The sequence below is a fragment of the Ruegeria sp. AWH4_226 genome, from assembly GCF_056159225.1.
The window spans coordinates 2,299,254-2,311,131 of the sequence record NZ_JBSWUU010000001.1 but is presented as its reverse complement, the minus strand read 5'-3'; the positions used below and the strand labels follow the sequence as shown (position 1 = coordinate 2,311,131).

Below are 11,878 nucleotides of genomic sequence, written 5' to 3'. Positions count from 1 at the left end.
CCCGCGCCAAGGTGCAATCAGAGCACAAGCGCGACGCAGATGAAGATCAGCGGAATAAGGCCGGTATCGCGATTGGCGCGGAACAGTTGCAGCAGCTTCGCGTTGTCTTCAATGTCCAACCCGCGAAGTTGCCAGGCCATATGCCAGCCCATCGCCCACGGCCCGGCCAGTGCCACGACAAGGGCCAAAACAGAAACCTGCGCCAGCGCCCCGTCAATAATGGCCAGTGCCATGAGGAAAACAGTAGCCACAAGAAAATACTTGAGCCAGCGGGCCGTGTCGGTGCCAAACAGCCGGGCGGTGGACTTGATACCGATCAGTTCGTCGTCTTCGGTGTCCTGATGGGCGTAGATCGTGTCATAGAACAGCGTCCACGCGATTCCAGCCAGGTACAGCGTGATCGCCGGAACACCGACCGAACCCGTATGTGCCGTCCACGCCAGCAGAATACCCCAGTTGAAGGCCAGCCCCAGAAACACCTGTGGCCACCACGTGAACCGTTTCGCAAACGGATAGATCGTCACCGGCAGGAGTGATAGCACTCCCATGGCGATGGCGGCCTGGTTGAAGGTTAGCAGAATCCCCAGCGCCAGCAGGCATTGCAGGCCCATCCAGATCACGGCTTGCCTTACGCTGACCTGACCTGACGGGATTGGGCGCGATCTTGTGCGTTCGACCTGTCCGTCAAAATCGCGGTCGGTGATGTCGTTCCATGTACATCCGGCACCGCGCATCAAGAAGGCCCCGATCGCGCAGCCGATGGCGATCCACAGGTCCTCCCACCGGGGATTGCCATCACTCAGAATCGCCAGCGCCAGACCCCACCAACAGGGGATCAACAAAAGCCATGTGCCGATGGGCCGGTCTGCGCGGCTCAGGCGCAGGTAGGGGCGGGTGAATGCCGGTGCGTGTGTGTCCACCCAGTTGCCGGATACCGCATCAGCGACCTGACCGTCTGGTGTTGGGGCGTTGCCTTGCATATGTAGCGTCTCATGAGTGCAAAGATCAGACTGTATGTAGAGCACCCTTTGGGTCAGGGGCAATCCGTTGATTTGACGCGTGAGCAGGCCCATTACCTGTTTGGCGTCATGCGTCTGTCTGTTGGCGGTCAAGTGGCCCTGTTCAACGGGCAGGACGGAGAATGGCTGGCCGAGGTGGCCGAGGCAGGCAAACGGGGCGGTGTTCTGGCCTGTTTGGAACAGACCAAGCTGCTGCAAATGCCGCCCGATCTGTGGCTTCTGTTCGCGCCGATCAAAAAGGCGCGTACGGATTTCATCGTTGAAAAAGCGGCGGAAATGGGCGCGGCGCGGATCATGCCGGTACAGACGGAGTTCACCAATTCCGAACGTGTCCGTCAGGATCGCTTGCAGGCTCATGCAGTTGAGGCCGCGGAACAATGCGGCGGAACGTTTGTGCCCGAGGTCACTGATCTGCAGCGGCTCAGCCATGTTTTGGACACATGGCCTGACGGTCGTCAACTGATGTTCTGCGACGAGGTCGAGGTTGGTTCGGCGCTTCGTTTGGCCGCAAATGAAAAGAACCAGCCCTGGGCCATCCTAATCGGGCCGGAGGGCGGATTTTCCGGCCGGGAACGCGCGCGGCTGACCGGTTTGCCGTTTGCGCATGTGGTCAGTCTTGGGCCGCGCATCCTGCGGGCAGACACGGCGGCAGTGGCGGCGCTGACCCTTTGGCAACAGGCTTTGGGGGATTGGTCGTGATGTGGCGCCTTGCCCATAAACAGGATGTGCCAAGGATCGAGGCGTTCCTTTCGCAGCATATTCAATCTTCGATGTTTCCCTTGGCCAATTTGCGTGACTACGGTCTGGGCAGCGATGAACCGCACGCGCTGAATGTCTGGTTGCTGGGCGACCAACCGCGCGCCGTGTTCTGCATCACGAATGAAGGTATGTTGCTGGTCCAATGTCCGGATTGTTCTGACGCCGAGCTTTCTGCAGCAATCGATCTGATCCAAGGGCGTCCCCTCTTTGGTCTGGCGGCCGATGCGACTCAGGCGCGGCGGATCATGCAGCTTGCGGGGTGGGAGGACCGTCCCGCGACGCTCAATAGTGATGAGTCCGGGTTTTCACTGCAATTGACCGATCTTGTCATTCCGGATGCAAGCGGCGCACAGTTGGTGCCTTTGCGAGATTTTGACCGATCCATCCCGGAAGTCTGGCGGGAAAACTATCTGGTCGAGGCGATGGATTTCGCACCAGATCGCGCACAGATTCAGGCAAAGAAGGATATTGAGGCCTATGCTGACCGCAATTCCCACAGGGTTTTACTGCTTAACGACCAGCCAGTGGCGATGACCGGTTTTAACGCGCGCCTGCCTGAAACCGTCCAGATCGGAGGCGTCTATACACCGCCTGACCTGCGCGGAAACGGTTACGCTAAACTAGCTGTCGCCTTGCATCTGCTCGAAGCGCGCACCGCCGGTGTGACACGCGCGGTTCTGTTTGCCGCTTCCGAATCTGCCACTCGGGCCTATATCGCAATCGGATTCCAACCTGCAGGTCAGTTCTCGCTGATTCTATTCACAAACCCAAAGGACCCGGCATGAGTTTCATTCGACCCGAAGCCAGACTAACCCTGTGGCGCTGGCGCGAGGTGCTGATCGCGGGGCTTGTGTTGCTGGTGGGCCTCAGCTGGATCAGTGGCCCGGGCGGGCTGTTGGGCTGGCTGGGCTGGGTGCTGGTCGTTGCGGCCGGGGCGCTTGCCATCATCGGTATACAGCGCGCCCGCTTCCGGACGGGTGCCGGCGGCCCCGGTGTGGTGGCGATCGATGAAGGTCAGATCACCTATCTGGGTCCGTTGGAGGGTGGCATGGTTGCGACGCGGGAAATTGAGCGCTTGGCACTGGATCCAACATCGACTCCGGCCCATTGGGTGCTTGAACAACCCGGTCAGCCGGCGCTTCACATTCCTGTGAATGCCGAAGGGGCCGAGGCATTGTTCGATGTCTTCTCGGCCCTGCCGGGGTTGAAAACCGAACAAATGTTGACCGAATTGAACAGTAAAGGCGCACATCAGGTCGTGATCTGGGAACGCACGCCGACGCGTCCGACTCATCTCCGCCTGCATTGACACTGGCGAGGTTTGCCCCCACGACTGACCAACTAAACAGACACAGCAGGATCGGAGCGCAATTCATGTCCATCCCCCAGTCCGGCGGCGGACCGATCGAACGCCATGAACAACTGGCCGAATATCTGGAATCGGGCTGCAAGCCCAAACAGGATTGGCGCATCGGAACCGAACATGAAAAGTTCGGCTACTGCAAAGATACTCTGAAGCCATTGCCATTCGAAGGTACGCGGTCAATCGTTGCGGTGCTGGAAGGCTTGCGGGATCGCCACGGTTGGAGCGAGGTGCGCGAAAGCGACAAGCTGATTGGTCTGGAAAAAGACGGCGCGAATGTCAGCCTTGAACCCGGCGGCGCGCTAGAGCTGTCAGGTGCTCCGCTGGAAACGATCCACGAGACCTGCGATGAGGTGAATACTCACCTGCGCGAGGTCAAGGATATCGCCGATGAGATCGGCGTGGGCTTCATCGGTCTGGGCGCGGCTCCGATCTGGACCCATGATGAGATGCCGCTGATGCCCAAGGGCCGCTATCGGCTGATGAATGACTACATGGCGAAGGTCGGAACCATGGGTCGCGCCATGATGCGCCGGACCTGTACGGTGCAGGTTAATATCGATTTCGGGTCTGAGGCCGACATGGTGCAAAAACTGCGCGTCGCGCTGGCTTTGCAGCCGGTGGCAACGGCGCTGTTTGCCAACTCTCCTTTTTTCGAAGGTAAGGTGAACGGCCAGAAAAGCTGGCGCAGCTACATCTGGCGGCACCTTGATGATGCCCGCACCGGAATGCTGCCCTTCGTGTTCGAAGATGGGTTCGGGTTCGAGCGTTACGTGCAATACGCGCTGGATGTACCGATGTATTTTGTCTACCGCGATGGGCAGTATATTGATGCGCTAGGCATGTCCTTCCGTGACTTTCTACAAGGCAAACTGCCGGCGTTGCCGGGTGAAACGCCAACTCTGTCCGATTGGGCCGACCACCTAACCACCGCTTTCCCCGAGGCGCGGATCAAAAAATTCATGGAGATGCGCGGCGCCGACGGTGGTCCGTGGCGGCGTCTTTGCGCGCTGCCCGCTTTTTGGGTTGGTCTGACCTATGATCAGGGCGCGCTGGATGCGGCCTGGGATCTGGTCAAACGCTGGGATGCGGAAACGCGCGAGGCACTGCGCGTTACCGCCGCCAAGGACGGGTTGCAGGCGCGGGTCGGCGGCATCAACATGCATGATCTGGCGCGTGAGGTTCTTGCGATCTCCGAGGCGGGCCTGAAATCCCGCGCCTTCCCCGGTGCAGGTAATCTGGTGCCGGATGAGGCTCATTTCCTCAGCGCGCTCAAAGACAGTATCGAAACCGGCAAGGTTCCGGCGGATGAGTTGCTGGATCACTACAATGGCGACTGGAATGGCGACCTGACCCGGATTTATCCCGAATACAGCTATTGATCCGCACCGTCCCGCTTGCATTCGCGGGGCGGGGCCGATAGCAGGTTCTGGACCAAATTCAGGGGCCGGTTTCGGAAAGCGTCATGGACGATCTAAAGGCAAAATATCTGGGGCAGATCGCCGAGGCTGGCGACGAAAGCACGCTTGAGGCGATCCGCGTCGCCGCCGTTGGCAAAAAGGGTGAGGTCGCGCTGAAGATGCGCGAGCTGGGCAAGATGACGCCCGAGGAACGGCAAGTCGCAGGCCCGGCGCTGAACGCCCTGAAGGATGAGATCAACTCGGCGCTTTCCGCCAAAAAAGCAGCGCTTGCCGATGCCGCGCTGGATGAGCGTCTGCGTACCGAATGGCTGGATGTCACCCTGCCGACCCGTGCGCGTCGTCAGGGCTCGATCCACCCGGTCAGTCAGGCGACCGAGGAACTGACCGCGATTTTTGCCGAACTTGGATTCTCTGTCGCCGAAGGGCCGCGGATCGAAACCGACTGGCACAACTTTGACGCTCTGAACATCCCCGGCCACCACCCCGCGCGGGCCGAGATGGATACATTCTACATGCACCGGGCCGAAGGCGACAACCGCCCGCCGCATGTTCTTCGGACGCATACATCGCCCGTGCAGATCCGTTCGATGGAGTTGCAGGGCGCGCCGATCCGCGTGATCTGTCCGGGCGGCGTGTACCGCGCCGATTATGACCAGACGCACACGCCGATGTTCCATCAGGTCGAAGGGCTGGCCATCGACAAAGACATCTCGATGGCGAACCTGAAATGGGTTCTGGAAGAGTTCGTGAAGGCGTTTTTCGAGGTTGACGACGTCGAACTGCGCTTCCGCGCCTCGCACTTCCCCTTCACCGAACCTTCGGCCGAGGTCGATATCCGCTGTTCCTGGGATAACGGCCAGCTGAAGATTGGCGAGGGCGACGACTGGATGGAAATTCTGGGCTCCGGCATGGTCCACCCCAAAGTGATCGCCGCCGGTGGCATTGATCCTGAGGTCTATCAGGGCTTTGCCTTCGGTATCGGGATCGACCGTCTGGCGATGCTGAAATACGGCATTCCCGACCTGCGGGCGTTCTTTGATTCTGACCTGCGCTGGCTGAGGCACTACGGCTTTGCAGCGCTGGATATGCCTAACCTGCATGGTGGTTTGTCGCGGTGAAGCGAGACCGGGATTTTCTTCGCGAAATCTTATTGGAACTGCAAGACAGTGCTACCAATGTTTTGGTCTATGAGGAGGTGATGAAAAGTTCTTTGGAAGAAGAAAAACTAATTCATCATCTTGAACTTTTGATGGACGAAGGCTTGGTTGCCCGCAAAGGACAAAACGGGTTTAGATTGACTGCGTTGGGTCACGACGCCGCCGAAACCTTGGAGCGGCCCGAGTTTTGGAGCAGGCTTTTGAAAGCCGGACCAAGTGAGGCTTACGAGATAATAAAAAATGTCTCATCTTCCCTAACCGTGACGGCTTTATCGAAACTAATGGGTTGGGGTTAGCGACTATTTGCTTCTTGTAAACAAATGACTGTCTTTCTTAGTTCGAAGTATGTTTTGGAAAATTAGCTGCGAGCGCGGAGCAAAGGCCGATAGGCCGCCGCGCTATCGGTCGCTCATTGCGGCGCCATTGGTTCAAGCCCAATGGACGACACCGCCCGCACGGGCTGGTGATTTAGTTCCGCAGGTGCTCCGTTTGAACGAAGCACAGGTTTAGCCAGCATAAATTGCCCACCATAGCCCATGGATCGCCACCCCGCGGTCTGGCGATGGCGCGGCTTGTTTCAAGCTCGCACGGGGTTGTGACGTGACTTGGCGCTCTGGCTCGCTAGGGTTCAACAGATGATTTACCGACTGCTTTGCCTTCTCCTGCTCACCGCCACCCAAGCCACCGCTATCGAATCCTGTCACGGCGATACCGCCTGCGACCTCGGCGACCGCTCGTACCATGTGCTGGAGCCGGACGGATGGGATGGGAAAACACCCCTTCCGGTGCTGATGCATTTCCACGGCTGGGCGCGGCAGGGAACCGTGGTGGTGAACCACGAACGGATCGCAGGGGCCACGAAACTGCGCGGCGTGCTGTTGGTGGCCCCGAACGGGCTGCGCAAAACATGGGATTTCTGGACCTCGGACACCGGCGATGTGGGTTTTGCCGACGACGTGTTGGACGATGTTGCAAAGCGCTACCCGATTGACCCCCAGCGCATCTATGTCTCGGGCTATTCCTACGGCGGCGCGATGGCGTGGCGATATGCCTGCCAGTCCGGCAATGACACTGCGGCGCTGCTGGCTGTTGCGGGCAGCATCCATCAGACCGAGCACTGCCCCGAGGCCCCGCGTGAGGTGCGCCACGTTCATGGCCTGAAAGACACAGTGATGGATTTCCCCTTCGGCGCAGATGGCGACACGACCTATCCGGTTGCTCTGTGGCGCGCGAAGTACGACTGCCATGACGCCACCCCACGTGGAGATTGGGGCGTGGTGCCGATCCTGACGCTGACCCGCGTGGAGTGGACCGATTGCGCGCAGGGGCAGGTCACGCTCGACACCCATCCGGGCGGGCATTTCATCCCGCATGGCTGGATCGGGCGACAATTGGACGAGCTTTTGGGCCGCACCCCGACATACCCTTGATCCGAATTCCGACACGGATGTGTCGTGAACAGGTATGCCTGCGATCTTTGTCCGGACTACCCGGTGGAAAACGGGGTATCCATGGCGACAATTCTCATCATCGAAGGCAACACACCTGATATGGTCGCAGCTGGCCATGCCGGCGCGAATGGTTTCATCGGAACGCTTGCCGCTTTGTCACCCGATACGCGCGTCCGCATCGCCAACCCCTATGCGAAACCGGTTGGCAATGACGACCTGCGGGATGTGGACGGTGTGATTTTTACCGGGTCGGGCGTCAGCTGGTCCGTTGACGCAGCAGAGGGTGCGCCACAACGCGCGGCCATGGAGATCGTACTTGCCTCAGGCCGTCCCATTTGGGGCTCTTGCAACGGGCTGCAATTGGCAATGCATGTACTTGGTGGGACGGTCGGGGCCTCGCCCGCCGGGATGGAAGTTGGAATGGCGCTGGGCATATCTTTGACCAAGGCGGGTTCCGTGCATCCTATGATGGCGGGCCGGGCACCCGGCTTTGGTGCACCGTGCATTCACCGCGACGAGGTTCAGGTGCTGCCGGATGGAGCAATGCTTTTGGCGGGGAATGACCACTCTCCGGTGCAGTCGGTGGCATATGAGCGTGCGGGCGTTAGGTTCTGGGGTACTCAGTACCACCCGGAGCTGAGCTCCCGCGATATCGGAATATACGTGCGCGATCGCGGTATTTTTTCTGGTTTCGCCGATCTGGCAGAGGATCTGGAGACCGCAGAGTCGAGCCAAGCGGCGGCGGCGCGTTTGGGAACACACCCCGATGACATAGTGTTGCCCGCGCGCAGCCGCGAACTGGCGAACTGGCTGCAATTCGTCACTGACGGTTAAGCGGCCCTTCCACCCGCAGGGAATATCCGTTACACGCGATCCGACCCGAAAATTCTGGCGGATAGCGACTGATGAAATTCACCCTTTCCTGGCTGAAAGACCACCTCGACACTGATGCCTCGGTTGATGAGATCGCCGAGGCGCTGACTGATCTCGGGCTTGAGGTCGAAGAGATCGTGAACCCGGCGGATCGTCTGGCGGGCTTTACGCTGGGCTATGTGAAACATGCCGAGAAACACCCCGACGCCGACAAGCTGCGCGTCTGTAAGGTGGACACGGACGAAGGGGAATTGCAGATCATCTGTGGCGCCCCTAATGCGCGTGAAGGCATCACCGTCGTCGTCTGCAAGCCGGGCATGTATATCCCCGGCCTCGACTTGACCATTGGCGTCGGCAAAATCCGCGGCGTCGAAAGCTTTGGTATGATGGCCTCGGAACGCGAGCTTGAGCTATCGGACGAGCATGACGGCATTATCGAGCTGCCCTCGGGTGAGGTCGGTGACAAGTTCATCGATTGGCTGGCCGAGAATGAGCCCTCAAAAGTTGATCCGGTGATTGAGATTGCAATCACCCCCAACCGCCCAGATGCGCTGGGCGTGCAAGGGATTGCCCGTGATCTGGCCGCGCGCGGCATTGGTACGTTGAAGCAGCGCGACTATGCACCGGTGCCGGGTGATTTCGAAAGCCCGATCAAGGTCTCAATCGACGACGACACACTGGATGGTTGCCCGCATTTCACCGGGCGTTTGATCAAGGGCGTGAGGAATGGCCCCAGCCCGCAATGGTTACAGGACCAGTTGAGGGCAATTGGACTGCGTCCGATCTCGGCCTTGGTGGATATCACCAACTACATGACCTTTGACCATAACCGGCCGCTGCATGTGTTCGATGCCGACAAGGTGCACGGCAATCTGCGCGTCCACCGTGCCAAGGGTGGCGAGAAACTGGTGGCGCTGGATGAAAAGGAATATACCCTGCAACCCGGTATGATGGTCATTTCCGATGACAACGGTCCGGAGTCGATCGCGGGCATCATGGGCGGGCAAGAAACCGGTTGCACCGAGGAAACGGTGAATGTGTTTTTGGAAAGCGCGTTCTGGGATCACGTGCAGATTGCCCTGACGGGCCGCGCGCTTAAGATCAATTCTGACGCCCGCTATCGCTTTGAACGCGGGGTAGATCCGGAATACACGCTGGAAGGGCTTGAACAAGCCACTCAGATGATCCTCGATATCTGCGGCGGTGAGGTCTCCAAAGTGGTTGAGGCTGGCAAAGCACCAAATCATTCTCGCGCTTTCAAGCTGAACGCGGAGCGGGTGCAGTCGCTGGTCGGCATGGACATTCCCGAAAGCGAACAGCGCCAGACCCTGACCCGACTGGGATTCCGTCTGGAAGGTGAAATGGCACACGTTCCCAGTTGGCGCCCTGATGTAAACGGTGAGGCCGATCTGGTGGAAGAGGTCGCGCGGATCGCCTCGTTGACCAAACTGCAAGGCAAGCCGTTGCCGCGTGTAACCGATGGCATCCCCAAGCCGGTGATGACGCCGACGCAGCGCCGCCAGTCCATGGCGCGGCGCACCTGCGCGGCGTTGGGCTACAATGAATGTGTATCGTACACCTTCATTGATCAGGCGTCTGCCGCGTTGTTTGGCGGGGGAGATGAAGCAACACAGCTGGAAAACCCGATCTCGTCGGAAATGAGCCATATGCGCCCCGATCTTTTGCCCGGCCTGCTGCAGGCGGCTGCCCGCAATCAGGCGCGCGGTTATGCCGACGTTGCTCTGTTCGAGGTTGGCCCCGTTTTCCACGACGGTGAGCCCGGCGACCAGCAAACCCAGATCACCGGTCTGCTGGTCGGTCGCAGCGGCCCTAAGGACGTCCACGGTGCTGCGCGACCGGTCGATGTGTTCGATGCCAAGGCAGATGCCGAGGCTGTTCTGGCCGCCATCGGCGCGCCAGCCAAGGTTCAGATTCTGCGTGACGGCGATGTCTGGTGGCATCCGGGTCGTCACGGCAAGATTTGCCTGGGTCCAAAGAAGGTGCTGGGCGTTTTTGGTGAACTGCACCCGCGCATACTGCAGGCGATGGATATCAAAGGCTCGGCAATGGCGTTCACAATCTGGCCTGACGAGGTGCCGCTGCCCCGCAAGTCCGGTGCCACCCGCGCTGCATTGGAACTGCGCGATCTGCAGGCGGTCGAGCGTGACTTTGCCTTTGTCGTTGATGAAAGCGTCGAGGCGCTGACACTGGTGAACGCCGCCGCCGGTGCTGACAAGGCACTGATCGAGGATGTCCGTGTTTTCGACGAGTTCATCGGCGGCAGCTTGGGTGAGGGCAAGAAATCCCTCGCCATCACCGTGCGCCTGCAACCGACGGATGTGACGCTGACGGAAAAAGACATCGAAGCGGTGGGCGAAAAGATCATCGCCAAGGTCGTCAAGGCAACCGGCGGCGTTTTACGCAGCTGACTTTTTCAATTGGTTTCCCTTCTCTGGCTCATAGATAGGGTGGGGAACAAAAGCGGAGTATAGTCATGGGCCTGAACGTTTACCTCTCTGGCGAGATTCACACTGATTGGCGCGAACAGATCATCAACGGCGCACAGGGGCTGGATATCACCTTTAACAGCCCTGTCACCGATCATGCCGCCAGCGATGATTGCGGTGTAGCCATTCTGGGGGCCGAGCCAAACAAGTACTGGCACGACCACAAGGGCGCGATGGTCAACGCGATCCGTACCCGCAAAGGCATCGCGGATGCCGATGTGGTCGTTGTCCGGTTTGGTGAGAAATACAAACAGTGGAACGCGGCCTTTGACGCAGGCTATGCCGCGGCGCTGGGTAAATCCTTGATCGTGCTGCATGGCCCCGATCACCAGCACGCGTTGAAAGAGGTTGATGCCGCAGCCCTGGCCGTGGCCGAGGAGCCGGGCCAAGTGGTCGAGGTGCTGCGTTACGTCCTGACCGGCAAGCTGCCCGGCTAAAATCAAAAGGGCTTGCGAGCCAACGTGGCCGCAAGCCCCTTTTCATTGTACTGTTGATCAGTCCCGCGCAGGTGTTTTCAACCCCTTCTGTACGGCGGGCCGCTGCAAAAACCGGCCAAGATAGGCCACCACGTTGGCGTAGCTGTCCCAGCTTACGACCTCTTTGGTGCCATAATATTCCAACCCGCGCAGCCAGGGTGCAATCGCGATGTCAGCAATTGAATACTCCCCTGCGATCCAGTCCCGCCCGTCGAGTTGTTGGTTCAAAACGTTTAACAGCCGCTTGGCTTCGTTGACGTAGCGTTCGCGAGGGCGGGGGTCTTCGATTTCTCTGCCGGCGAACTTGTGGAAATAACCCAGCTGTCCAAACATCGGCCCAACACCACTCATCTGGAACATCAGCCATTGGGTGATGCGGTGCTTGTCACCCGTATTCCGGCCAATGAACTTGCCCGTTTTTTCTGCCAGATACAAAAGGATCGCGCCGCTTTCGAACAAACCCAATGGTTCACCATCCGGGCCGTTGGGGTCGATGATCGCGGGAATCTTGTTGTTCGGGTTCAGCGACAGAAACTCGGAACTTTTGACATCCGAGTCAGACAGGGTGACCTTGTGCGCCTCATACGGCAGGCCGGTTTCTTCCAGCATGATCGAAACTTTGACACCGTTCGGTGTCGGAAACGAATAAAGCTGAATGCGGTCTGGATATTGTGCGGGCCAGCGTTTCATTACCATGTGCGATGTGTTGTCCAGCATTGCGGCGCTCCTGTTTGGCGATCATCGGTACGTAGGGGGTCGCGGGCTAAGTTGTAAGGCCTGAATGCCAGCAGGACGGTCATCGCATGGTTTTGTCGGACAGCGGGGAAAACAGGGCCAAGAGGACCCTAGACC

The 11,878-nt window shown here is 59.2% G+C and carries 12 protein-coding genes; 10 read left to right on the top strand and 2 right to left on the bottom strand.

The window, feature by feature from the left end:
• Positions 1-17 precede the first annotated feature (17 nt).
• Positions 18-980, bottom strand: a complete 963-nt coding sequence (gene ubiA, locus ACXAET_RS11425; protein WP_475184874.1) for a 4-hydroxybenzoate octaprenyltransferase — start codon at positions 978-980, stop codon at positions 18-20.
• A 12-nt stretch (positions 981-992) separates the two neighbouring features.
• Here ubiA and ACXAET_RS11420 point away from each other — a divergent pair, with 12 nt between their 5' ends.
• The 10 genes from ACXAET_RS11420 to ACXAET_RS11375 all read left to right on the top strand — a co-directional run bounded on the left by ACXAET_RS11420 (position 993) and on the right by ACXAET_RS11375 (position 10,987).
• On the top strand, positions 993-1,718 hold the full coding sequence (locus ACXAET_RS11420) for a 16S rRNA (uracil(1498)-N(3))-methyltransferase (protein ID WP_475184873.1): 726 nt from the start codon (positions 993-995) through the stop codon (positions 1,716-1,718).
• Positions 1,718-2,563, top strand: coding sequence for a GNAT family N-acetyltransferase (locus ACXAET_RS11415; RefSeq protein ID WP_475184871.1), 846 nt, complete (start codon positions 1,718-1,720; stop codon positions 2,561-2,563). The genes ACXAET_RS11420 and ACXAET_RS11415 overlap by 1 nt, the downstream gene beginning before the upstream one ends.
• Positions 2,560-3,087, top strand: coding sequence for a hypothetical protein (locus ACXAET_RS11410; protein WP_475184869.1), 528 nt, complete (start codon positions 2,560-2,562; stop codon positions 3,085-3,087). Before ACXAET_RS11415 ends, ACXAET_RS11410 begins: the two co-directional genes overlap by 4 nt.
• Before the next feature lie 65 nt (positions 3,088-3,152).
• A complete protein-coding gene (locus ACXAET_RS11405; RefSeq protein ID WP_475184864.1) occupies positions 3,153-4,523 on the top strand; it encodes a glutamate--cysteine ligase in 1,371 nt (456 codons plus the stop codon).
• Between the two features lie 83 nt (positions 4,524-4,606).
• The gene (pheS, locus tag ACXAET_RS11400) at positions 4,607-5,680 is read left to right on the top strand and encodes a phenylalanine--tRNA ligase subunit alpha (RefSeq protein ID WP_068337962.1); all 1,074 of its coding nucleotides are present in this window, start codon (positions 4,607-4,609) and stop codon (positions 5,678-5,680) included.
• Positions 5,677-6,015 carry a DUF2513 domain-containing protein gene (locus ACXAET_RS11395; RefSeq protein WP_475184861.1) on the top strand — a complete coding sequence of 113 codons (339 nt, stop codon included), beginning with the start codon at positions 5,677-5,679 and terminating at the stop codon, positions 6,013-6,015. The genes pheS and ACXAET_RS11395 overlap by 4 nt, the downstream gene beginning before the upstream one ends.
• A gap of 339 nt (positions 6,016-6,354) precedes the next feature.
• On the top strand, positions 6,355-7,149 hold the full coding sequence (locus ACXAET_RS11390; RefSeq protein WP_475184859.1) for a CE1 family esterase: 795 nt from the start codon (positions 6,355-6,357) through the stop codon (positions 7,147-7,149).
• Positions 7,150-7,230: 81 nt separating this feature from the next.
• A complete protein-coding gene (locus tag ACXAET_RS11385) occupies positions 7,231-8,004 on the top strand; it encodes a type 1 glutamine amidotransferase (protein WP_475184856.1) in 774 nt (257 codons plus the stop codon).
• A 71-nt stretch (positions 8,005-8,075) separates the two neighbouring features.
• The gene (pheT, locus tag ACXAET_RS11380) at positions 8,076-10,472 is read left to right on the top strand and encodes a phenylalanine--tRNA ligase subunit beta (protein ID WP_475184855.1); all 2,397 of its coding nucleotides are present in this window, start codon (positions 8,076-8,078) and stop codon (positions 10,470-10,472) included.
• 65 nt (positions 10,473-10,537) lie between these two features.
• Entirely contained in the window at positions 10,538-10,987 is a 450-nt protein-coding gene (locus tag ACXAET_RS11375) for a YtoQ family protein (RefSeq protein ID WP_475184851.1), read from the top strand.
• Positions 10,988-11,044: 57 nt separating this feature from the next.
• Here ACXAET_RS11375 and ACXAET_RS11370 read toward each other — a convergent pair whose 3' ends face one another.
• Positions 11,045-11,743, bottom strand: coding sequence for a glutathione S-transferase family protein (locus tag ACXAET_RS11370; RefSeq protein ID WP_475184848.1), 699 nt, complete (start codon positions 11,741-11,743; stop codon positions 11,045-11,047).
• Positions 11,744-11,878: the final 135 nt, after the last annotated feature.

Coding starts and splice junctions, on each gene's coding strand:
- ubiA (WP_475184874.1), bottom strand. CDS start 980: ATGCAAGGCAACGCCCCAACACCAGACGGTCAGGTCGCTGATGCGGTA.
- ACXAET_RS11420 (WP_475184873.1), top strand. CDS start 993: ATGAGTGCAAAGATCAGACTGTATGTAGAGCACCCTTTGGGTCAGGGG.
- ACXAET_RS11415 (WP_475184871.1), top strand. CDS start 1,718: ATGTGGCGCCTTGCCCATAAACAGGATGTGCCAAGGATCGAGGCGTTC.
- ACXAET_RS11410 (WP_475184869.1), top strand. CDS start 2,560: ATGAGTTTCATTCGACCCGAAGCCAGACTAACCCTGTGGCGCTGGCGC.
- ACXAET_RS11405 (WP_475184864.1), top strand. CDS start 3,153: ATGTCCATCCCCCAGTCCGGCGGCGGACCGATCGAACGCCATGAACAA.
- pheS (WP_068337962.1), top strand. CDS start 4,607: ATGGACGATCTAAAGGCAAAATATCTGGGGCAGATCGCCGAGGCTGGC.
- ACXAET_RS11390 (WP_475184859.1), top strand. CDS start 6,355: ATGATTTACCGACTGCTTTGCCTTCTCCTGCTCACCGCCACCCAAGCC.
- ACXAET_RS11385 (WP_475184856.1), top strand. CDS start 7,231: ATGGCGACAATTCTCATCATCGAAGGCAACACACCTGATATGGTCGCA.
- pheT (WP_475184855.1), top strand. CDS start 8,076: ATGAAATTCACCCTTTCCTGGCTGAAAGACCACCTCGACACTGATGCC.
- ACXAET_RS11375 (WP_475184851.1), top strand. CDS start 10,538: ATGGGCCTGAACGTTTACCTCTCTGGCGAGATTCACACTGATTGGCGC.
- ACXAET_RS11370 (WP_475184848.1), bottom strand. CDS start 11,743: ATGCTGGACAACACATCGCACATGGTAATGAAACGCTGGCCCGCACAA.